This is a genomic window from Pseudomonas sp. S2_B10 (assembly GCF_054668425.1).
The window spans coordinates 2,208,004-2,228,493 of sequence record NZ_CP162768.1 but is presented as its reverse complement, the minus strand read 5'-3'; the positions used below and the strand labels follow the sequence as shown (position 1 = coordinate 2,228,493).

General features: G+C 61.5%; 21 protein-coding genes and 1 pseudogene. 9 read left to right on the top strand and 13 right to left on the bottom strand.

Annotated features, from left to right (window positions below; all coding sequences use genetic code 11):
- Positions 1–57 precede the first annotated feature (57 nt).
- The gene (locus AB4O45_RS09940) at positions 58–4,344 is read right to left on the bottom strand and encodes a DEAD/DEAH box helicase (protein WP_460161360.1); all 4,287 of its coding nucleotides are present in this window, start codon (positions 4,342–4,344) and stop codon (positions 58–60) included.
- 276 nt (positions 4,345–4,620) lie between these two features.
- On the opposite strand from AB4O45_RS09940, the gene AB4O45_RS09935 reads away from it, so the two are divergent.
- Entirely contained in the window at positions 4,621–5,505 is an 885-nt protein-coding gene (locus AB4O45_RS09935; protein ID WP_041477681.1) for a sugar nucleotide-binding protein, read from the top strand.
- Positions 5,498–6,430, top strand: a complete 933-nt coding sequence (locus AB4O45_RS09930; RefSeq protein ID WP_252868365.1) for an NAD-dependent epimerase/dehydratase family protein — start codon at positions 5,498–5,500, stop codon at positions 6,428–6,430. The genes AB4O45_RS09935 and AB4O45_RS09930 overlap by 8 nt, the downstream gene beginning before the upstream one ends.
- Positions 6,431–6,787: 357 nt before the next feature.
- On the opposite strand, the gene AB4O45_RS09925 is transcribed toward AB4O45_RS09930, so the two are convergent.
- The 9 genes and pseudogenes from AB4O45_RS09925 to AB4O45_RS09885 form a co-directional block, all read right to left on the bottom strand.
- Positions 6,788–7,486, bottom strand: coding sequence for an OmpW/AlkL family protein (locus tag AB4O45_RS09925; RefSeq protein WP_042610632.1), 699 nt, complete (start codon positions 7,484–7,486; stop codon positions 6,788–6,790).
- 220 nt (positions 7,487–7,706) lie between these two features.
- Positions 7,707–8,225, bottom strand: a complete 519-nt coding sequence (locus tag AB4O45_RS09920) for a DUF3299 domain-containing protein (RefSeq protein WP_024014502.1) — start codon at positions 8,223–8,225, stop codon at positions 7,707–7,709.
- Positions 8,226–8,236: 11 nt separating this feature from the next.
- A complete protein-coding gene (locus AB4O45_RS09915) occupies positions 8,237–9,502 on the bottom strand; it encodes an ABC transporter permease (RefSeq protein WP_071173729.1) in 1,266 nt (421 codons plus the stop codon).
- A gap of 1 nt (position 9,503) precedes the next feature.
- Complete coding sequence (locus AB4O45_RS09910) at positions 9,504–10,214, bottom strand: ABC transporter ATP-binding protein (protein WP_076567723.1); 711 nt, start codon at positions 10,212–10,214, stop codon at positions 9,504–9,506.
- A gap of 139 nt (positions 10,215–10,353) precedes the next feature.
- Positions 10,354–10,947, bottom strand: coding sequence for a DUF2796 domain-containing protein (locus AB4O45_RS09905; RefSeq protein WP_150742337.1), 594 nt, complete (start codon positions 10,945–10,947; stop codon positions 10,354–10,356).
- A gap of 155 nt (positions 10,948–11,102) precedes the next feature.
- On the bottom strand, positions 11,103–11,669 hold the full coding sequence (locus tag AB4O45_RS09900; protein ID WP_024014498.1) for a hypothetical protein: 567 nt from the start codon (positions 11,667–11,669) through the stop codon (positions 11,103–11,105).
- Entirely contained in the window at positions 11,666–12,613 is a 948-nt protein-coding gene (locus AB4O45_RS09895) for a CHAP domain-containing protein (protein WP_460161359.1), read from the bottom strand. The genes AB4O45_RS09900 and AB4O45_RS09895 overlap by 4 nt, the downstream gene beginning before the upstream one ends.
- A complete protein-coding gene (locus AB4O45_RS09890) occupies positions 12,610–12,948 on the bottom strand; it encodes a hypothetical protein (RefSeq protein ID WP_460161358.1) in 339 nt (112 codons plus the stop codon). The genes AB4O45_RS09895 and AB4O45_RS09890 overlap by 4 nt, the downstream gene beginning before the upstream one ends.
- Positions 12,949–12,963: 15 nt before the next feature.
- Positions 12,964–13,173: pseudogene (locus AB4O45_RS09885) on the bottom strand (PAAR domain-containing protein); the annotation flags it as partial.
- Positions 13,174–13,326: 153 nt separating this feature from the next.
- On the opposite strand from AB4O45_RS09885, the gene AB4O45_RS09880 reads away from it, so the two are divergent.
- Positions 13,327–13,686 carry a hypothetical protein gene (locus tag AB4O45_RS09880; RefSeq protein WP_095181932.1) on the top strand — a complete coding sequence of 120 codons (360 nt, stop codon included), beginning with the start codon at positions 13,327–13,329 and terminating at the stop codon, positions 13,684–13,686.
- A 4-nt stretch (positions 13,687–13,690) separates the two neighbouring features.
- On the opposite strand, the gene trxA is transcribed toward AB4O45_RS09880, so the two are convergent.
- From trxA to AB4O45_RS09865, 3 genes are all read right to left on the bottom strand, one after another.
- Positions 13,691–14,563 (bottom strand): thioredoxin, encoded by an 873-nt coding sequence (gene trxA / locus AB4O45_RS09875; RefSeq protein ID WP_323621173.1) that lies wholly within the window; start codon positions 14,561–14,563, stop codon positions 13,691–13,693.
- Positions 14,564–14,745: 182 nt separating this feature from the next.
- Complete coding sequence (locus AB4O45_RS09870) at positions 14,746–15,399, bottom strand: class I SAM-dependent methyltransferase (RefSeq protein ID WP_056790733.1); 654 nt, start codon at positions 15,397–15,399, stop codon at positions 14,746–14,748.
- On the bottom strand, positions 15,396–15,860 hold the full coding sequence (locus AB4O45_RS09865; RefSeq protein ID WP_024014493.1) for a YbaY family lipoprotein: 465 nt from the start codon (positions 15,858–15,860) through the stop codon (positions 15,396–15,398). Before AB4O45_RS09865 ends, AB4O45_RS09870 begins: the two co-directional genes overlap by 4 nt.
- Before the next feature lie 128 nt (positions 15,861–15,988).
- On the opposite strand from AB4O45_RS09865, the gene nrdR reads away from it, so the two are divergent.
- From nrdR to nusB, 6 genes are all read left to right on the top strand, one after another.
- Positions 15,989–16,453, top strand: a complete 465-nt coding sequence (gene nrdR, locus AB4O45_RS09860; RefSeq protein ID WP_007910946.1) for a transcriptional regulator NrdR — start codon at positions 15,989–15,991, stop codon at positions 16,451–16,453.
- Positions 16,450–17,583, top strand: coding sequence for a bifunctional diaminohydroxyphosphoribosylaminopyrimidine deaminase/5-amino-6-(5-phosphoribosylamino)uracil reductase RibD (gene ribD, locus AB4O45_RS09855; RefSeq protein WP_252886870.1), 1,134 nt, complete (start codon positions 16,450–16,452; stop codon positions 17,581–17,583). The genes nrdR and ribD overlap by 4 nt, the downstream gene beginning before the upstream one ends.
- A gap of 47 nt (positions 17,584–17,630) precedes the next feature.
- Complete coding sequence (locus tag AB4O45_RS09850) at positions 17,631–18,293, top strand: riboflavin synthase (RefSeq protein ID WP_016772981.1); 663 nt, start codon at positions 17,631–17,633, stop codon at positions 18,291–18,293.
- 21 nt (positions 18,294–18,314) lie between these two features.
- Positions 18,315–19,406, top strand: a complete 1,092-nt coding sequence (gene ribBA, locus AB4O45_RS09845) for a bifunctional 3,4-dihydroxy-2-butanone-4-phosphate synthase/GTP cyclohydrolase II (RefSeq protein ID WP_039761895.1) — start codon at positions 18,315–18,317, stop codon at positions 19,404–19,406.
- A gap of 90 nt (positions 19,407–19,496) precedes the next feature.
- Positions 19,497–19,973, top strand: a complete 477-nt coding sequence (gene ribH, locus AB4O45_RS09840; protein ID WP_003228649.1) for a 6,7-dimethyl-8-ribityllumazine synthase — start codon at positions 19,497–19,499, stop codon at positions 19,971–19,973.
- Entirely contained in the window at positions 19,970–20,470 is a 501-nt protein-coding gene (gene nusB, locus AB4O45_RS09835) for a transcription antitermination factor NusB (protein WP_024014489.1), read from the top strand. Before ribH ends, nusB begins: the two co-directional genes overlap by 4 nt.
- The last annotated feature ends 20 nt before the right edge of the window (positions 20,471–20,490 follow it).

The following is a 20,490-nucleotide window of genomic DNA, read 5'->3' as shown; positions in this document are numbered from 1 at the left end:
CAATGGGATTGGACTGTGGGAGCGAGCCTGCTCGCGAAGACGCCGGTGCGAACACTCTCAATGCCGGATCAGCTTGGCATGCAGTTGTCCCATGGCTATCGGATCCAGCTCTACCCAAACCTGCTGCTTGCCGGCAATCACCGCGGCCACCGGCACCCCATCGCGATACACCAGCCGATTGCTCACCAGCGCCGGCACTTTCACCCCGGGCAATAACGTTCCGGCCAGATTCAATGGATCAACCCCACACACCGCCACCAGGCTGCCGTCCTGCGGGCGGCGGCGTACTTCGCGCAGCAAGGGAATGGCTTCGGGCAAGGCAAACTGCTCGCCAGCCAGACCACTGACAAACCGCCCGCCACGAATCTCGCCCCGCGCCTCCAGACGATGAAAGGTGCGCAGCAATTCCCGCCAGCTCGGCAGCCAGTCCGCTTCGCGTTCGAGCAAGCGCCAGAACACCACGCCGTAGCGGCGCAGCAGGGTCATGGCGACGTGTTCGAGTGTCTCGGCGGCATCGGCTGACGAACCCCGGCGCAGCAATGCCCAGCGCCCGGCATCGTCCATGCCGCCGATAAACGCGCCGCGCCCGCGTCGGCTACTGCGCTGCTGGCGCTTGCTTGCCGGCGTGATCAGCGCGCGCAGGCCGGCGAAGCTGTCGGCGTTCACCAAACCTGCGGCGACCAGTTCCTGCAAGGCGATTTCCAGTTCGCTGCGCAGCAGGCGCGCTTCATGAATCAACTCATCGAAAAACAGCGCGCCATGCTGACTCAGCGCCTCAAAGACTTTCTGTGTTTTCGGCGATAACTCGCTCACTGGCGTCTGCTCAGCCAACGCACTCCACAAACCCACCTGACTGCGCGGCAGCAGCACAATCGGTGTACTGCGCAATGCCGAGCCGCTGACTTTCTGCCGCGCGCTGATGCGCGTCCACACCAGTTTGCCGTTGCGGCACAGTTCATCCAGCCAGCTCGGCGAATAGTCCTTGAGGCGTGCCGGCAGGATGTCGCTGTCCCACGCCGAAGCTGCCGCCGGGTAGCCTTCGAACTGGCCGACAATCGCCGGCAGCACCGCACTGCCCTGACCTTGGGTGGCCGGCGTCAGATGCTGCCAGTCGAACAGAAAACGCATGAAGTCCTGCAATGCCACCGGTTCGATTTCCCGGCGCAGGCGCTTGACCGTGTAGCGATGGATGCGCGCCAGCAGATGGCGTTCGCACCATTCTTCAATCGCGCTGTTCGGCGTGAACTGGCCGCGCAAGACGTAGCCTTCACGCTCCAGTCGGGCGAGGGCCTGACTCACTTGCGCGGCGGGCAGGGCCAGCGGCTCGGCGATGGCCGGCAACGGGATCGGCCCAAAGGCACCGAGGCGGGCGCGGATCACTTCGACCAGCGCCTCATCGAATGTCCATGCTTCGTCGAACCCGGGCAGCGCGACTGCTTCAGTCAGCAGCGTGGCTTGTGGATAAAGTGCCTGCAGGCAACTCAAGCGTTCGCGAGCCAGCCACAACTGATGCTCGGCGTCGATCTGCAACCGGCAGGCGCGGCCGCTGGCCATCAGCGTTTGCAGCCAGTCCGGCCAACCCGCGTTGGCGCGCGCTTCGGCGTCACTGATGCAGGCAAGGCTCATCAGCGCTTCGTGCATTTCATCCATGGAATTGGGCGACGGCCAGGCTTCTTCGCGCACTGCGGTGATCGCATCGGCATCGAGCGCGCCGAGATCATCGGTCGATTGCGGATCGCTCCAGCGTCGATTAATCACCGCTTGCGTGCGGCGTTCCTCCAGCGGCGCGTCGTCGAGAAACGTGTAGGGTCGGGCGCTGAGAATTTCTGCCGCCAGCGGCGACGGCGCAGGTAAATCCCGGGCGATCAGGCGCACCTCGCCACGCTCCATGCGCCGCAGCAGGGTCAGCCAGCCTTCGCTGTCCATCGCTTCGTGCAGGCAATCGTCGAGGGTCTGTTCCACCAGCGGATGTTCGGGGACTTCACGCTCGCCGGCGAGGTTTTCCAGGCAGGCGATCTGGTCGGGAAACACACTGGCGATCAGGTCTTCGCTTTTCATCCGTTGCAGTTGCGGAGCGACTTTGCGCCCGCCGGTGAAGCGCGGCAACGCCAGCGCCACCCCGGCATTCCAGCGCCAGCGCACGCCAAACAAGGGCGCATCGAGCACGGCTTGAATAAGGGTGTGTTCGGCGCTGTTGCTGTGCAGGTAACGCCAGACTTCGTCGAGCTCGAAGCTGTGACTGGTGGACAGCGACAGCACGATCGCGTCTTCGCTGGCGGCGGCCTGCAACTCGAAGTTGAAGGTGCGGCAGAAACGCTTGCGCAGGGCCAGGCCCCAGGCGCGGTTGATGCGGCTGCCGAACGGCGTGTGAATGATCAGTTGGGTGCCGCCGGACTCGTCGAAAAACCGTTCCATCAACAGCGTGTCCTGCGAGGGCAGGGCGCCGAGGGTTTGCCGTGCGCGCGCCAGATATTCGACCAGTTGCTCGGCGCTGGCGAGGTTGAGGCCGAGTGTGGCGGTCAGCCAATCGAGCGCCGGTTGCAGAATCCCGGGGCTGGCGCTGAGCAATTCGTCCAACTGCGCTTGCAGGCGCGCGACGGCCGCCGACAGTTCATCACTGCGCCCCGGCGCTTCGCCGAGCCAGAACGGAATGGTCGGCGGCATGCCCTGCGCATCCTCGACCCGCACCTTGCCGCTTTCTACCCGCAGGATGCGGTACGAGGTATTGCCGAGCTGGAACACGTCGCCGGCGATACTTTCCACGGCGAAATCTTCGTTGACGCTGCCGATGTTCAAGCCCTGGGGTTCTAGCAATACGCTGTAGTCGGCGTTGTCCGGGATGGTGCCGCCACTGGTCACGGCGGTCAGTTGCGCGCCCCGCCGGCCACGCAAGGTGCGACTGACGGCGTCGCGGTGCAGGTAGGCGCTGCGGATGCCCTGGCGACCGTTGTAGCCCTCGGCGAGCATGCTCAGCAGGGCCTGATAGTGTTTTTCGTCGAGATCGCGATAGGGCCAGGCTCGGCGGAACATCGCAAGCAACGCGTCCTCCGACCATTCCTGGCAACTGACCTCGGCAATGATCTGCTGCGCCAGCACATCCAGCGGTTTTTCCGGAATGTGCAGCGTATCGAGCTCGCCCCGGCGCACGCAGTCGAGCAGGGCGGCGCACTCGATCAGGTCGTCGCGGGTGGTGGCGAACAAACGGCCCTTGGGCGTGCCGCCGACCTGGTGTCCGGAGCGACCGACTCGTTGCAGAAACGCAGCAATCGAACGCGGTGAACTGATCTGGCAGACCAGGTCGACTTCACCGATATCGATGCCCAGCTCCAGTGATGCAGTGGCGATCAGCACTTGCAGCTCGCCGCGTTTGAGGCGCTGTTCCGCATCGAGGCGAAACTCTTTGGCCAGGCTGCCGTGGTGCGCCGCCACGGCCTGCTTGCCGAGGCGGTCGCTCAGATGCCGGCTAAGGCGTTCGGCAAGGCGTCGGGTGTTGACGAAAATCAGCGTGGTGCGGTGCTCGCGAGCGAGTTCGGCGAGGCGCTCGTACACCAGTTCCCAGACATCGTTGGCCATCACTGCCGACAACGGCACCGGCGGCACTTCGATACCCAGGTCTCGTGGGCGGGCGTGGCCAATGTCGACGATTTCGCAGGGGCAATCGTGACCGACCAGAAACCGCGCCACGGCTTCTACCGGCTTCTGCGTGGCGGACAGGCCGATGCGGGTCAGCGGTTCGGCGCACAACGCTTGCAGCCGTTCAAGGCTCAAGGACAGATGACTGCCGCGCTTGCCGGCGGCCATGGCGTGGATTTCGTCAATGATCACCGTGCGCGTGGTGCCGAGCATCCTGCGCCCGGATTCCGAGCCAAGCAGCACGTACAGCGATTCCGGGGTGGTGACCAGAATATGCGGCGCGCTCTTGCGCATCGCGGCGCGGTCTTTTTGCGGCGTGTCGCCAGTGCGTACGGCGGTAGTGATGGTCAGCTCCGGCAGGCCCATCTCGCGCAATTGCGCGGTAATGCCGGCGAGCGGATTCTGCAGGTTGATCTGGATGTCGTTGGACAGTGCCTTCAACGGCGAGACATAGACCACCAGGGTTTCGGCGGGCAGACCGTCGGGGTGTTCCAGACCGCGATGGACAAGCTCATCGAGCACGGCGAGGAACGCGGTCAGGGTTTTCCCCGAGCCAGTGGGCGCGGCGATCAGCGTCGACCGACGCTGGCGAATCAACGGCCACGCACGGGCCTGAGCGGCGGTGACCGCCGGAAAAGTCTTGTTGAACCAGGCGCTGACGGCGGGGTGAAAGCCTGCCAGCGCGCTGTTGGCGGGGAGGGGCAGATTCATGACTGGAGTTATGCGGGCGGGGGCGGGAAGATGCAAGTACCGTTCGGACGCCTTCGCGAGCAGGCTCGCTCCCACCTTGGAATGCGGTCCCCTGTGGGAGCGAGCCTGCTCGCGAAGGGGCCGGCCAGGACGGCGCAAATTCGCGGATCTACACTTTACGGATGACGGTTGCGCACTAAACCCGCAAAATGCAACGATTCCGGCAATTATCGACGACGGTTCCACGAGAACCGTCGCTAAAGCCATCGTTCCAATCAGACTGGGCCTGCTGACTCTATGCGAATGCGCCTTATGTTACTGGGCGGCGGAAATGCCCTTGGGCAGGCGCTGATTCGCCTCGGTGCGGAAGAAGACATCGGTTTCCTCGCCCCCCGCCCGCCCGAAAACGGCTGGGATGCCGCGAGCCTCACCCAATTGCTCGACGACACCCGTCCCGATGCGTTGATCAACCTCGCCTACTATTTCGACTGGTTCCAGGCCGAGAGCGTCAGCGAAAGCCGCATGACCGGTCAGGAACGCGCCATCGAGCGTCTGGCCGAACTGTGCCAGCACCACAACATTGTCCTCGTGCAGCCGTCGAGCTATCGCGTGTTCGACGGCTCACGTGCTACCGCTTACAGCGAAAAAGACGAACCGGTGCCGCTGGGCCTGCGCGGTCAGGCCTTGTGGCGCATCGAGCAAAGTGTGCGCGCGACCTGCCCGCAACATGTACTGCTGCGTTTCGGCTGGCTGCTCGACGACAGCCCGGACGGCACCCTCGGACGCTTCCTCGCTCGCGCGGAAAAACCCGAAGAGTTGCTGCTGGCCGATGATCGGCGCGGCAATCCGACTCCGGTCGATGACGCCGCTCGAGTGATCATCTCCGTGCTCAAGCAACTCGACTGCGCCGCGCCGCTGTGGGGCACTTACCATTACGCCGGCCACGAAGCGACCACCCCGCTGGCGCTGGGCCAGGCGATTCTCACCGAAGCACGCAGCCTGCATCCGCTGGCGATCGAAGCACCGACCGCGCAGGCCCACGCCGCGCGCCCGGACGCCGCCGAAGAACCGCAACACGCGGTGCTGGCCTGCAAGAAAATTCTCCACACTTTCGGGATCAAGCCGCGCGCCTGGCGTGCCGCGCTCCCGGGTCTACTGGACAGGTTTTACCGACATGGCTGAAGCAACGGTTTTAATCACTGGCGGAGCCGGCTTCATCGGCTCGCACCTGACCGATGCCTTGCTCGCCAAGGGCTATGCGGTACGCGTGCTTGACGATCTGTCGACCGGCAAGCGCAGCAACCTGCCGCTGGACAATCCCAAGGTTGAACTGGTAGTGGGCGATGTCGCCGATGCCGCCCTGGTCGCCCGCGCCATGCAAGGTTGCAGCGCCGTCGCGCATCTGGCGGCCGTGGCCTCGGTGCAAGCCTCGGTGGACGATCCGGTGAAAACCCACCAGAGCAATTTCATCGGCACCCTGAATGTCTGCGAAGCCATGCGTCTGGCCGGGGTCAAGCGCGTGGTGTATGCCTCCAGCGCGGCGGTGTACGGCAACAATGGCGAGGGCGAGTCGATTGATGAAGACACCCCGAAAGCGCCGCTGACACCCTATGCCTCGGACAAACTGGCCGGTGAGCAGTACTTCGATTTCTACCGTCGCCAGCATGGCCTGGAACCGGCGATTTTCCGCTTCTTCAACATCTTCGGCCCCCGCCAGGATCCGTCCTCGCCGTATTCCGGGGTGATCAGCATCTTCAGCGAACGTGCGTCGAAAGGTTTGCCGATCACCGTATTTGGCGATGGCGAGCAGACCCGCGATTTTCTTTATGTCGGTGATCTGGTCGATTTGCTGGTGCAGGCGCTGGAAAAGCCTGAAGTGCAGGAGGGCGCGGTCAATGTTGGCTGGAATCAGGCGATGAGCCTGAAGCAGATGCTCGAAGCGTTGAAATCAGTGGTCGGTGAACTGCCGCCCGTGAGTTACGGGCCGGCGCGTTCGGGTGATATCCGCCATTCGCGAGCGGATAACCGACGCTTGCTGCAGCGCTTCGAAATGCCGCCGCAGACGCCGATGAGTGTGGGCTTGGCGCGCTTGCTCGGGCGCTCCTGAGAAGCCCCTCACCCTAGCCCTCTCCCAGGGGGAGAGGGAACTGACTGAGGTGTTTGTGAGAAGTACGCCGACTTGCGATACCCAGTCGAACTCAGGTTTTGAACAACACACAAATCGGCTCCCTCTCCCCCGGGAGAGGGCTGGGGTGAGGGGCCCGGGCCTCCAACGCCCCACATGACTCAGCACCAAATGAAAAAGGCGCCCTGCAACAGGCGCCTTTTTCACGGCCGGAATATCGCTATTCCTGTGGCGAGGGAATGTTATTTCCCGATCGACTGCGTACGGTCGTCGTCAGGTCTGTGCCTGCCCGCCACCAAGCCTCATTCACCACCACGTGAACGTTCGGTCAAAGTCAGCTTAGAACTTATAGCCCAAACCGACCATGTAGATGAACGGATCGACATCCACATTTACTCGTGCGCGGGTGCCCGGCGCGACGGCGTTGTTCTCGACGGTCGCGCGGGTATCGATATCGATGTAGCGCACCTGGGCGTTGAGCATGATGTTGTCGGTGATCATGTAGTCGGCGCCGACTTGCCAGGCCAGACCCCAGGAGTTTTTCGCCTTGAAGTTGCTGAAGCCGTTGGCGCTGGCTTCGCTGCCGACGTGTTCGTCGTAAATCCAGGTGTAGTTGATGCCACCGCCGACATACGGCTGGAAAGGCGATTTCGAATCAAGCGGGTAGTAGACGACGCTGAGGGTCGGCGGCAGGTGTTTCAGGGTGCCGAGCTTGCCGTTGGCGGCGGGCAGGGCGGTGCCCTTGAGCTTGACGTCATGCTCGAACGGCGTGGCTGCCAGCAGCTCGATACCGATGTTGTTGGTGAGCATATAGGCGAAGTTCAGACCCAGTTGGGTGTCGCTGCTCATGGTCGCCTTGCCGCCCAGATTGGTGCCGCTCAGCGGACCCTGATCGACCTTGACGCTGGAGCTGTCGGCCTTCGGGTTGACGGTGATCGCGCCGGCGCGCACGAGAATGTCACCGGCTTCGTGGGCGTGGGCGAGCGGGGCTGCGAGCGCGAGGGCAAACAGCGAGGCGCTGAGCAAGGACTTGTTCATGGGGGCTCCGAAAGGACATAAAAATTCGATGTCCTAGGGTACGAAGCCGTCTGATACGGTGTTTTGACTCAGCTCAATGAAACAGTGAAGGGGCGGGGTTTTGTGGAACCTTTGAGGGCCTATTCGCGAGCAGGCTCGCTCCCACCTTGGAATGTGATCACCTGTGGGAGCGAGCCTGCTCGCGAAGACGATAGACCAGCCAATACAAAATTACCGGGAATTACTCCGGCAGTTCATACGCATAAATCTTCTCCGCCTCCATCTGATACCCGGCATCGGCCAGCTCACTGCTTGAGGCTTTCACCTGCAACGGTCCTTCGACCCAGTACGGCTGATACAGCTCATCAAGCTTCACGCCCAGTTCGCTTTTCACGTGGACGATCTGGTTCGACGGCGGTGGCGGGACGTGGATGCAGGCGCCGAAATATGGCACCAGCAAGAAGTCCGTGGTGCGCCCCTCTTCGCTGACTTCCAGCGGCACGATGTAACCCGGCAGGCGAATGTTCTGCCCGTCGAGGCTTTTCACTACCGGAGCGTTGGGCATGTCCTGCTTGGCCGCCGGCGCGGACTCGGCAGAGAGTGCGTCGCCCATCTTCGACAGGTCGTGCAGCGGGGTCATGTTCGGCACTTCCGGCGCGGCGTCCGGCGGGATCATTTCCGACCAGGTCAGGTCTTTCGGCGCCGCCGCCCACACGGGCAGGGCGACCAGCATCAGCAGCGCAAGCAGGGCGCGGGGCATGGTGAACATCCTCATAAACGGATCGACAGGCCATCGGCCAATGATTGGCGATACGCGCGCCAGGCCGGCACGCTGCCCATCAGCAGCGCGGCCGCCAGAATGCCACCGAGCAGCGTCCATTCATACTCGCTCGGCCATGCCAGCGGCAGGTATAAACCGTAATTGGCCTGCACGTAACCTTGCGCAGCGGCGATGCCGATGTATAGCAATGCCAGTCCGGCGATGACTCCAGTCAGCGCCAACGCAAAGGCTTCCAGCACCAGCAGGCTTGCGATGTGCCACGGCCGCGCGCCCACCGAACGCAGAATCGCCATCTCGCGGCGACGTTCGTTGAGGCTGGTGAGAATCGCCGTGAGCATGCCGATCAACCCGGTCAGCACAACGAACAGCGAGACCACGAACAAGGCTTTCTCGGCCGTACTCATCAGGCTCCACAATTCCTGCAAGGCCACGCCCGGCAGGATCGCCAGCATCGGTTCGCCACGGTATTCGTTGATCTCGCGCTGCAAGGCAAAGGTGGAAATCTTGCTGTTGAGGCCGAGCATGAACGCGGTGATCGCTTGTGGCGTCAGGTCCATATTGCGCGCCTGATCAGCGCTGATCCTGCCGTTGCCGCGCGCCGGCACGCCGTTGTGCCAGTCGATGTGGATCGCCTCCATGCCGCCGAGGCTGATGTGCAGCGTGCGGTCCACCGGGGTGCCGGTGCGCTGGAGGATGCCGACCACGGTGAAGGGTTTGTCGTCGTGTTTGACCAGGCTGATCGCCGCCACGCCGTGGGCCAGTACCAGTTTGTCGCCGAGCTTGTAGTGCAGCGCTTCGGCGACTTCGGCACCGAGCACCACTTCGAAAGGATCGGTGGCAAACGCGCGACCGTCGGCCAGCGCCAGGTGTTGCTGGCGCCCGTACTGGTAGTGCTCGAAATAGGCTTCGGTGGTGCCCATCACGCGATAGCCGCGATGGGAATCGCCCAGGGACATGGGGATTGCCCACTTCACTTTCGGGTTGTTGGCGAAGTGTTCAAAGCTGTCCCAACGGATGTTGTTAGTAGCGTTGCCGATGCGGAACACCGAATACAGCAGCAGGTTTACCGACCCCGAACGAGCGCCGACGATCAGGTCAGTACCGCTGATGGTGCTGGCGAAACTGGCCTTGGCTTCGGTGCGCACGCGCTCGACGGCGAGCAGCAGGCACACCGAAAGAGCAATGGCAAAGGCGGTGAGCAATGCGGTGAAACGGCGGTTGGCCAGGCTGGCCATGGCCAGACGAAACAGATACATCTCAGACCTCGGCGGACGTGGCGGCGCGATTGAGTTCGGCCAGGGACAGATGACGGTCGAACAGCGGCGCCAGGCTCTGGTCATGGCTGACGAACAACAGACTCGATCCGGCCTCGCGGCACTCGGCAAACAGCAGGCGAATGAAGTTTTCGCGGGCGTCGTAATCCAGCGCCGAGGTCGGTTCGTCGGCGATCACCAGCTCCGGTTGGCCGATCAACGCGCGTGCGGCGGCGACCCGTTGTTGCTGGCCGATCGACAGCGAGTCGGCGCGGCGGCTGAGGATGCTTTCGTCTTTCAGACCCAAGTGCGCGAGCAACGTGGCGGCGGCTTGATCGACGCTGCCGTGGCGCTGTTTCGCCCGTTGCGCACGCAGTTTTGAAAAATGACACGGCAACTCAACGTTCTCGCGCACCGAGAGAAACGGCAGCAGGTTGAATTGCTGGAAAATGTAGCCAGTGTGATCGACACGAAACGTATCGCGCTTGCCGGCAGAAAGCTCGGTCAGCTCCTGGCCGAGCAGGCGAATGCTGCCGCGATTGGGCTTCTGCACCCCGCCAAGCAGGCCGAGCAGGGTGGTCTTGCCGCTGCCGCTGGGGCCTTTGAGAAACAGGGTTTCGCCGGCTTCCAGACGAAACGCCGGGATGTCCAGCAGCGGCGGGTGACCGGGCCAGTTGAAGCCAAGGTCGGAAAGTTCGATGAGTGCTTGGGTCATGGCACCGATTTTCATGAAGTGAACACATAACCCTGTGGGAGCGAGCCTGCTCGCGAAAGCGCTGGGTCAGACACCCACCTGTCAACTGACACGCCGCCTTCGCGAGCAGGCTCGCTCCCACAGGGGATTTCGGTGGATCCTAGAATTTCAGCGCAGCTGACTTGGCCGTCACTTCGGTACCTTGCTGGCCGGTCGCGCTGATCAGTTGTACCTGAATCTTCTGCGTTGCCGGGAAGGTCTTGAAGACGTTCGTCAGGTTCAGCGTGCTCAGCGCGCCCGGTGTGGCGCAGCTGAATTGGTAATGCGCGTGGATTTCGCTGTGGTCGTGGTGATGCTCGTGACCGTCCTTGTCCGCTTCATCTTCGTCGTGATCGTCGGCGTCCGGCTTGTCGCCGAACAGCGGGCTTTCCAGTTCCTGGCTGACCACCTTGCAGCCGGCCGCAGCGGGCAGGCTGAACAGGGCCAATGGTTTTTCCAGCTGCGCCCGAGCGGCAGCGACTTTGGCCTTGTCGGCATCCGACGTCGCGGCGTGTTCAAAACCCACCAGATTCATCGCCGGGCTTTCCAGCTCCAGCTCCAGGGTCTGACCATCGAGCGCGGCATTCAGGCGACCCACACCATGCTCATGGGCGCCGAGGCTGCCGTGCTCATGATCGTGATCGTGCTCATCCACCGCATGAGCAGCGGCCAGCGGCAACAGGGCAAACGGCAAAGCGAGCAGCAAACGACGCATGACGGACTCCGAGAAAAATGAAAAGTTTGTTATGTAATCTTATAACGAAAGTGCGCAGAGTGTGCCCGTGCGCTTGAGATTGCGCAAGACATGGCTAAGCACCGCCCGGGATGAGGTCGCGGGCGGTGCTGGGATTGAATGTCATGCTTGCAGAATCAGAAGCCTGCGCCGGGATAGTCGAACCAATAGTGTCCCGAAAGGACATCGTTGATCAGATTTGCGTCGAGCACGCTCGGGGCATCGCGACTGAAACGCTGTCGCCAAGCCGGAAGCCACCAGTAGTTGATGGCTGTTCCGCGCGGAAATACCACCAGAGTCAGCACCTCCTTATCCATTTTGCCCTGCGTGTAGAGTTGATGACTGCGATCCATCAGGGCCATGTACTGGTCGATTGGCAGTCTGAACATAAGTGCCATGGTGAAGATTTTTTCACTCTGACTGAACGCCGGACTCTGCAGTACCCGCAATGCTTCGCAAGTGTGTGAATTCGGTTGACTCGCTATGCTCTGGCCTTCGGGGGTTGAAAGTATGTCGAAACGATCATCCATGTCTCGCCAGTCGGTCCGGCTATTGCGCTCAAAGTAATCACGAATAACAAGGGTCAGTGGACCTGCAGTTTCCCCGTCAGCGGGACAAGCCGAAAGATCGGCAGGCAACCAGATGCGCCATGCCACGATGAGCAAAAACGGAATTATGAGGAGGAGCGAATAAGGGCGTTTCATTGTGGCGTGCTGTGTTTGTAGCGTCGGAAAATAGTGAAGTCATGGTCGCTGGGATTTGCATTGCCGGTCGCATGGCGAAAACCTGCGTCGTTAACTTCAACTTTTTCCCACCCTGCAGAAATGCATACGCCCTTCGTTAGAACGAAGCCGACATGGCCGCTGGCGTCGGAATAATTCATTGCGTAAGCGCCGACGTCCCCGGGCAACGGCGTGCGCTCGACTTTCCAGCTATTGAGCAATCGTTGTCCATTCGCCCATTCACCCGCAAGCGGAGGACTAACCTTGGAGAAATATGGCAGGTATTTCGATTTGCCATGTTCAATCAACGCCACGTTGACCCCAATTGCGGTCAGCACGTCGTAGACGAACAGATTGCATTTATTTGTGTTTGGTGGAAATTCCACGCTCTGCCTGAGAGTAGGGTGTGGCAGCGACTTTTTGCTTTTATTCCCTGCCCACTGTGTTGATCCCCGGTGTGACAGCGCCTCCATCAGTATCCTGCGCGGCATGTCCTGAATGACGACTTTCACCGTTCGGGTTTCATTTGTACGTTTCACACCATATTCGACTTCGTAGAACGCGTCCTTCGAGACAGCGCCGCTGGTCGTTAGCGGGACTTTTACCCACGGTGATATCGCTACGATCGAAAGAGACTTCCCTGGATTCAACGTAGCAGTGTGCATACCTTTTTTTGTACCGGAGTTCCCCACAATCTGAACCGTCACTTCGTGGGTGTCTCGGGTTTTGATCGACGGTAGTTCCTTGCCCGCGAGCGTTATAGCGATCTGGCCGTTTTTGGATATCAATGAATAAATGCGAGGCCTGTCATCGTTTTGAACGATGTTGTCATCTACGACCTGACCGTCGATAAGCAGCTGAAATTTTACGCCTGGCGGTGGCTGCATCAGAAAGTCTTTAAAGATGAGTTTGATTTCCGATTTCATGACAAATCCTGTGTCAGGGGCTCTTCATAGGCATAGAAAGTCCATTCGGAATCTTCCCCTACCAACAGGGTGTCGTAATCCGAAGCGTTTTTTACCGGGTGTTCGCAGCCTTCGCCTGTGAGGTTGCAAGTGCTGTCTTGTAAAACGGCAACCTTCGCCTTGTCCTTGATTTTGTAAGCCCAACCTGGCTTTTCCGTGTCATCAAGGCGTTCGATGATGACCTGCAAGTAGCGATAAGAGGTCAGGGCAGCAATCGGTGGCCCCAAGTCAATTGGAGCGGGCCGGCCAATTCCTGCGAAACCACTGTGTTGCTGAGTGAGCAGCTTATTGGTCATAGGCGGACAACCGCAGGCGACGTAGTCACCCTCTAGCGCAGCTGGTCCGGCAGGTAAAATCAGCGTTCTTTCACCCACTGCTACGATGGGGCCTTTGCCAGGCCCACAGACCGGACAACTGGCGAGTTGTCCAATGGAAGCGATTATTCTTCCTTCGATATTGAGGTTCTCATTTCCTTCAAGTATCACGCCACCTGTAGAGGTCGGGCCTCCTTTAGAGGCCAGTTTTCATCCTGAAGACATTGGGAATCCTTCCCGCAAAAAGAGATTAATTTAGCCGATTAACCGGGAATTACCAGATGTGTTTGGCGCCCTTTACTTGGCGTTGCACAAGTCCCATGGGAGCATGCAGGTCAGAAAAGTGCAGGAGCGAACTTGATGTTGCGGATACGCGGAACGGTCGGCGAGTTGCCGGTGGATTTGACGGTGGAGCTGGATGACAGCGATTGGGCCAGGCTGGGTTCGGCGCTGAGCGGGCAGGCGCCGATTGCGCAGTCTGAGGCGGTTGCGCCCGCTCCGGCGGCGAAGCCGGTGAATCAGGACGATGCGCTGTGGCAGGTGGCCAAAGACTTGCTGCGTAAGGCCGGGCAACTCAGTGGACCGGATCTGCTCGATCAACTGGAAGCGCTCACCGGCAGTGCGGCAGCGGGCAAGCGTTTGCTCGTGCGCTTGCGCCACAGTTCCGATGTGAAAGTGGCGAGCGGCGGGGATACGCCGCTCTATAGCTGGATCGGGTAAGGCCTTAATACAGCGCCGCAAACACTTTGCGACGGTAAGCCGTCACCAACGGATGATCATTGCCCAGCAGTTCGAACACCTGCAGCAAGGTCTTGTGCGGCAAGCCTTCGCCGTAGCTGCGGTTGCGGATGAACAGTTTGAGCAAGGCGTCCAGCGCCGCTTCGTATTGCTGGCGCGCCAGTTGCTGGATCGCCAGTTGGTACACCGCTTCATCATCCTGCGGATTTTGCGCCAGGCGGCTCTTAAGGTCGGCGGCGTCCGGCAGGTCGCGGGCGAGGCCGAGGAACTGGATCTGCGCCTTGGCCCCAGCGAGTGCGGCTTTGTGCTCATCGCTCTTGACCGCGTCGAGCACGGTTTGCGCTTCGCCCAGCTCGCCGCGTTCGGTCAGGCAGCGTGCGTAAAGGATCAGCGCCCTGGCGTTGGTATTGTCTTCATTGAGCAGGGTCACCAGCGCCGCTTCCGCCTCGGCGAAGTGACCGTCGTCGAACATCGCCTGAGCCTGTTCGAACGGGTCGGCAGCGGCCGGTGGCGGCATCTGCACATGCGGTTCGAGCAGGGCGCGCACGGCGGATTCCGGTTGTGCCCCGGCAAAGCCGTCGACCGGCTGACCATCCTTGAACAGGACCACGGTCGGCAGGCTGCGAATGCCGAAGCGGGCGACGATGTCCTGCTCGATGTCGCAGTTGACCTTGGCCAGCAGTAACTCGCCCTGATAGCTCTCGGCAATGCCCTGCAACATCGGCATCAACGCCTTGCACGGCGCACACCATTCGGCCCAGAAATCCACCAGCACCGGTTTGTTAAAGGAGGCTTCGATCACCGACTGGTCGAAATCGGCAGTCGTGGCGTCGAAGATGTACGGCGTTTGCTCACTCATGGGGGATCTCGTCAAAGCGTGGATGGGGCAACTATAAGGCTTGGTGGGGGGTGGCCGGAAGCGGGGCGGGTCGAGAGGTGTGTTGCATGGGCGGACGCCTTCGCGAGCAGGCTCGCTCCCACAGGGGATTTATGAACGGCACAGATCCAGTGTGGGAGCGAGCCTGCTCGCGAAGCTTTTAGCTAGCGCCGTGCATGGTAGAGGCTGACATGTCTGAATTCTTCGGGCTCGGCCAGATCGGGGAGGGTCATCGCCTCCAGCATCTCGATCCGTTCATACAACGGATGCCGAAAATCCCGCACCCGTGAATCCGCCACCAGCGCCTCGCGTCCGCGACTGAGAAACGCGTCGAGCAGCGGCAAGTTCGCCCGGTCATACAACACGTCGGCAACCAGAATCAGATCGAAGCGATCGGCCTCGGCAAAGAAATCCGTCGAGTAGCTCATCTGCACAGCATTGAGCTCGGCATTTGCCCGGCAAGCGGCGATCGCCAACGGATCGAGATCGCAGGCCACCACTTCCAGCGCCCCGGCCTTCACCGCCGCGATACCGGCAATCCCGGAGCCGGCGCCGAAATCCAGCACGCGCTTGCCGCGCACCCACTCTGGAAACTGTGCCAGATAACGCGCCACGGCCAAGCCGCTGGCCCAGCAAAAGCTCCAATAGGGCGGTTCATGCAGGATGCGCTGGGTTTCTTCCTGGCTGAATTCGCGGGCCATGTTGTCGCCGTCGATCAACCACAGCTGCAAATCGGTGCCCGGCAACGCGCAGGCTTTCAGTCTGGCGTCGCCGAGCAATTCCCCCAAGGCCTGTTGCAGGTCGAGCGGTGCTGTCATGGCGCTTTGACGAATTGCAGCTGGCCCAACGCCTGAGTGGTCGGTTGAGTGATGGTCTGCGATGGCAGGTGCAGAATCAGTTGTCCGGACTGGCTCGCGCGACCGCGCAGCTCAACCCGTGCGCCGGCCGGAAACGCCTCGGGGTTGAAGCGCAGGTGAAACGGCAGGATCTGGTTGTTGCCGATCAGGCTGGAACTGGCGAGCAATTGTTGCGGGCGATCCTTTTCATCGATCACCAGCAGCGCCAGTTCGACTTCGGCGCCGGCCGGCACCCCTTGCAGGCTGCCGCTCAATTCGCGCTGATGCGCCGGCAGCGGGCCGAGTTCGGCAGCCTCTTTGGCTTTTTTCTGCGCCTGCTGCGGCGCGGGGCCTGGGGTCGGCGGTTGCGGCTTGGGTGCGTCGCTGCCACAGGCCACCAGCAGGCTGAAAAGACTGAGCAGAACGAGCGGACGTAACGGCATTGGAGGCTCCGGCAGAATGAATTCCATGGATCAGACGATCATGCCGTTCTGTATACCGCAAAGCCTATGGCTTGTCTTGCCACGGGGATGCGCTACCATGGCCCTCCCATTTTTTGTTGCCAGCCACCATGCACTGTCCCTTCTGCGGTGCCAACGACACCAAGGTCATCGACTCGCGTCTGGTCGCCGAGGGCGAACAGGTGCGCCGCCGGCGTGAATGCCTGGCCTGCGGCGAACGATTCACGACGTTCGAGACGGCCGAACTGGTGTTGCCGCGCCTGATCAAAACCGACGGCAGCCGCCAACCGTTCGACGAAGAAAAACTCCGCGCCGGCATGCAACGCGCGCTGGAGAAACGTCCGGTCAGCGTCGAGCGCCTCGAATCCTCTCTGGTCCACATCAAGCACAAGCTGCGCGCCACCGGCGAGCGCGAGGTCAAGTCCCTCGTGGTCGGCGAACTGGTCATGGCCGAGCTGCAAAAGCTTGATGAAGTCGCCTACATCCGCTTCGCTTCGGTGTACAAGCGCTTCCAGGACCTCAATGAATTCCGCGAAGAGATCGACCGCCTCGCCCGCGAACCGGTGAAAGAATGACCACCGCCGCCGAGCAGGCGATCCTCGACGCGCATTTCATGGCGCGCGCGCTGGAACTGGCGCGCAAGGGCCACTACACCACCCATCCCAATCCACGGGTCGGTTGTGTGGTGGTGCGTGACGGCCAGATTGTCGGGGAAGGCTGGCATGAGCGCGCCGGCGAACCCCATGCCGAAGTCCATGCCCTGCGCGCCGCCGGCGAGCAGGCCCGGGGCGCGACGGCGTATGTGACCCTCGAACCTTGCAGCCATCACGGACGCACGCCGCCGTGCGCCGACGCCTTGGTGACCGCTGGCGTTGCCCGGGTCGTGGCGGCGATGCGTGATCCCAATCCACAAGTTGCCGGACGCGGTTTGCAGCGCCTGGCCGAGGCCGGTATCGCCACTGAAAGTGGGGTGCTGGAAGCGGAAGCACGCAAGCTCAATCAAGGTTTTCTGAAACGCATGGAGTTCGGCTTGCCATTCGTGCGGGTCAAGTTGGCCATGAGCCTCGACGGGCGCACGGCGATGGAAAGCGGCGAGAGCCAATGGATCACCGGCCCGGCGGCGCGTTCGGCGGTGCAGCGTTTGCGCGCTGAGGCGGCGGTGGTGCTGACCGGCGCTGACACGGTGTTGGCCGATGGCGCACGCTTGACCGTGCGCGCGGACGAACTCGGTCTCGACAGCGAGCAAACAGCGCTGGCCATGAGTCGCCCACCATTGCGGGTGTTGATCGATGGCCGCCTGCGAGTGCCGCTGGATGCGCCGTTCTTCAAGGCCGGGCCGGCACTGGTCGCCACTTGTGTCGCGGTGGAAGAGCAATATGCCAATGGCCCGGAATGCCTGATCGTGCCGGGTGCCGACGGCCAGGTCGATCTGCATCAATTGCTTATCGAACTGGCCAATCGAGGCACCAACGAGGTGCTGGTCGAGGCCGGGCCGCGTCTGGCCGGTGCCTTTGCGCAATTGGGTCTGGTCGACGAATTCGTGATCTTCATTGCCGGCAAATTCCTCGGCTCCACGGCGCGTCCGCTGCTCGACTGGCCGCTGGCGCAGATGAAAGAAGCGCCGGAACTGAAAATCACTGAAATCCGCGCGGTGGGCGATGACTGGCGAGTCACTGCGATCCCTGTCCCTGCAGCCCGCGTATAATTCCCGGCCATTGCGTTAGCGCTGGCCTCGTTCTCAAGGAGAACCCCATGTTCACCGGCATCATCGAATCCATCGGCAGTATCCGCGCACTGACCCCAAAGGGCGGTGATGTGCGGGTGCACGTCGCAACCGGCAAGCTCGATCTGAGCGACGTCAAACTCGGCGACAGCATCGCGGTCAACGGCGTTTGCCTGACCGCCGTCGAGTTGCCGGGCGACGGCTTTGCCGCCGACGTCAGCCGCGAAACCCTTGATTGCACCGCCATGAATGACCTGAAAAGCGGCAGCCCGGTCAATCTGGAAAAAGCCCTGACCCCGACCACCCGCCTCGGCGGGCACTTGGTCAGCGGTCACGTCGATGGTGTCGGCGAAGTGGTATCGCGCAGCGACAATGCCCGCGCCGTGGAATTTCGCATCCGCGCGCCGAAAGAGCTGGCCAAGTACATCGCCCATAAAGGCTCGATCACCGTCGACGGCACCAGCCTGACCGTGAACGAAGTCGATGGCGCCGAATTCATGCTGACGATCATTCCGCACACCCTCAGCGAAACCATCATGGCTTCATACAAGCCGGGCCGCCGGGTGAATCTGGAAGTCGACCTGCTGGCGCGTTATCTGGAGCGTCTGCTGCTGGGTGACAAGGCTGCGGAAAAGACCGCCGGCAGCACCATCACCGAAAGCTTTCTGGCCCAAAACGGCTACCTCAAATAATTCAAAAGAAGGGGGTGCCTTGTGGCGCTCAATAGCATCGAAGAACTGGTTGAAGACATCCGCCAAGGCAAGATGGTCATCCTCATGGATGACGAAGACCGCGAGAACGAAGGCGACCTGATCATGGCCGCCGAATGCTGCCAGGCCGAACACATCAACTTCATGGCCAAGCACGCCCGTGGCCTGATCTGCATGCCGATGAGCCGCGAGCGCTGCGAACTGTTGAAGCTGCCGCTGATGGCGCCGCGCAACGGTTCCGGTTTCGGCACCAAGTTCACCGTTTCGATCGAAGCCGCCGAAGGCGTGACCACCGGCATCTCCGCCGCCGATCGCGCGCGCACCGTGCAAGCGGCAGCCGCCAAAGACGCCAAGGCTGAAGACATCGTCAGCCCGGGTCACATTTTCCCGCTGATGGCCCAGGCCGGCGGCACCCTCGCTCGCGCCGGCCACACCGAAGCCGCTTGCGACCTGGCGCGCATGGCCGGTTTCGAGCCGAGCGGAGTGATCTGCGAAGTGATGAACGACGACGGCACCATGTCCCGTCGCGCTGAACTCGAAGCATTCGCCGCCGAACACAACATCAAGATCGGCACCATCGCCGACCTGATTCACTACCGGATGATCCACGAACGTACCGTTCAGCGGATTGCCGAGCAGCCGCTGGACAGCGAACTGGGCCAATTCAACCTGGTGACCTATCGTGATTCGGTGGAAGGCGACGTGCACATGGCCCTGACGCTGGGCACTGTCTGCGCTGAGGAGCCGACGCTGGTTCGCGTGCACAACATGGATCCGCTGCGCGATCTGCTGATGGTCAAGCAACCGGGCCGCTGGAGCCTGCGCGCCGCCATGGCTGCGGTCGCCGAGGCCGGCAGCGGTGTGGTGCTGCTGCTCGGTCACCCGCTTGATGGTGACGTGCTGCTGGCGCATATCCGTGAAACCGGTGAGCAGGCAGCGCCGAAAAAACCGACCACTTACAGCATTGTCGGTGCCGGTTCGCAGATCCTGCGTGACCTCGGCGTGCGCAAAATGCGCTTGATGTCGGCACCAATGAAGTTCAACGCGATATCCGGTTTCGATCTGGAAGTTGTAGAATACGTGCCCTCCGAATAATGACCGGCTGTTTCCGGACTCCGATTCGCGGCAAATAATCACTGAGGGGCGCGTAGCAGACGCGTCCCGGCTCTTTAAGAGAACTGACGAATGACCCTGAAGACCATCGAAGGTACCTTCATCGCCCCCAAAGGCCGCTATGCTCTGGTAGTGGGCCGCTTCAACAGCTTCGTGGTTGAAAGCCTGGTCAGCGGTGCCGTTGATGCCCTGGTTCGCCACGGCGTGAGCGAAAGCGACATCACCATCATCCGCGCGCCGGGCGCCTTCGAAATCCCGCTGGTTGCGCAGAAAGTCGCCCAGAAAGGCGAGTTCGCAGCGATCATCGCCCTTGGCGCGGTCATTCGTGGCGGTACTCCGCACTTCGAATACGTGGCTGGCGAGTGCACCAAAGGCCTGGCCCAGGTTTCCATGGAATTCGGCGTACCGGTTGCGTTCGGTGTGCTGACCGTTGATTCCATCGAACAAGCCATCGAACGTTCCGGCACCAAGGCCGGTAACAAAGGTGCCGAAGCTGCCCTGTCCGCTCTGGAAATGGTCAGCCTGCTGGCACAGTTGGAGGCCAAGTGATTAGCGACGAAAGCGATCGTTTCAACCCGCGCGATCCGAAACCTGCGGATGCCGGCAAGCCGTCGAAGAGCGCCAAGCGTCGCGAAGCCCGTCAGCTCGCGACCCAGGCGCTGTACCAGTGGCACATGGCCCGGCAATCGCTGAACGAGATCGAAGCGCAGTTTCGCGTTGATAACGATTTCACCGATGTTGACGGTGCCTACTTCCGTGAAATCCTTCACGGGGTTCCGCAGTTCAAGACCGAAATCGACACCGCCCTGACGCCGTGCCTGGATCTGGCGATCGAAGAGCTGGACCCGGTTGAACTGGCGGTTCTGCGCCTGTCGACCTGGGAACTGCTCAAGCGCGTCGACGTGCCGTACCGCGTTGTGATCAACGAAGGTATCGAACTGGCCAAGGTGTTCGGTTCGACCGACGGCCACAAGTTCGTCAACGGTGTGCTCGACAAGCTGGCCCCGCGCCTGCGTGAAGCTGAAGTGAAGGCGTTCAAGCGCTGATCGGCGCTTGAATACTTTTT

Bases quoted from the DNA above. Each gene is read 5' to 3' on its own strand.
- AB4O45_RS09910 (WP_076567723.1), bottom strand. From the start codon at position 10,214: ATGACCCAAGCACTCATCGAACTTTCCGACCTTGGCTTCAACTGGCCC.
- AB4O45_RS09870 (WP_056790733.1), bottom strand. From the start codon at position 15,399: ATGACAGCACCGCTCGACCTGCAACAGGCCTTGGGGGAATTGCTCGGC.
- AB4O45_RS09920 (WP_024014502.1), bottom strand. From the start codon at position 8,225: ATGCCCCGCGCCCTGCTTGCGCTGCTGATGCTGGTCGCCCTGCCCGTG.
- AB4O45_RS09940 (WP_460161360.1), bottom strand. From the start codon at position 4,344: ATGAATCTGCCCCTCCCCGCCAACAGCGCGCTGGCAGGCTTTCACCCC.
- trxA (WP_323621173.1), bottom strand. From the start codon at position 14,563: ATGAGTGAGCAAACGCCGTACATCTTCGACGCCACGACTGCCGATTTC.
- nrdR (WP_007910946.1), top strand. From the start codon at position 15,989: ATGCACTGTCCCTTCTGCGGTGCCAACGACACCAAGGTCATCGACTCG.
- AB4O45_RS09865 (WP_024014493.1), bottom strand. From the start codon at position 15,860: ATGCCGTTACGTCCGCTCGTTCTGCTCAGTCTTTTCAGCCTGCTGGTG.
- AB4O45_RS09915 (WP_071173729.1), bottom strand. From the start codon at position 9,502: ATGTATCTGTTTCGTCTGGCCATGGCCAGCCTGGCCAACCGCCGTTTC.
- ribD (WP_252886870.1), top strand. From the start codon at position 16,450: ATGACCACCGCCGCCGAGCAGGCGATCCTCGACGCGCATTTCATGGCG.
- AB4O45_RS09905 (WP_150742337.1), bottom strand. From the start codon at position 10,947: ATGCGTCGTTTGCTGCTCGCTTTGCCGTTTGCCCTGTTGCCGCTGGCC.
- AB4O45_RS09935 (WP_041477681.1), top strand. From the start codon at position 4,621: ATGCGAATGCGCCTTATGTTACTGGGCGGCGGAAATGCCCTTGGGCAG.
- AB4O45_RS09930 (WP_252868365.1), top strand. From the start codon at position 5,498: ATGGCTGAAGCAACGGTTTTAATCACTGGCGGAGCCGGCTTCATCGGC.
- AB4O45_RS09900 (WP_024014498.1), bottom strand. From the start codon at position 11,669: ATGAAACGCCCTTATTCGCTCCTCCTCATAATTCCGTTTTTGCTCATC.
- AB4O45_RS09880 (WP_095181932.1), top strand. From the start codon at position 13,327: ATGTTGCGGATACGCGGAACGGTCGGCGAGTTGCCGGTGGATTTGACG.
- AB4O45_RS09925 (WP_042610632.1), bottom strand. From the start codon at position 7,486: ATGAACAAGTCCTTGCTCAGCGCCTCGCTGTTTGCCCTCGCGCTCGCA.
- ribH (WP_003228649.1), top strand. From the start codon at position 19,497: ATGACCCTGAAGACCATCGAAGGTACCTTCATCGCCCCCAAAGGCCGC.
- AB4O45_RS09890 (WP_460161358.1), bottom strand. From the start codon at position 12,948: ATGACCAATAAGCTGCTCACTCAGCAACACAGTGGTTTCGCAGGAATT.
- AB4O45_RS09850 (WP_016772981.1), top strand. From the start codon at position 17,631: ATGTTCACCGGCATCATCGAATCCATCGGCAGTATCCGCGCACTGACC.
- AB4O45_RS09895 (WP_460161359.1), bottom strand. From the start codon at position 12,613: ATGAAATCGGAAATCAAACTCATCTTTAAAGACTTTCTGATGCAGCCA.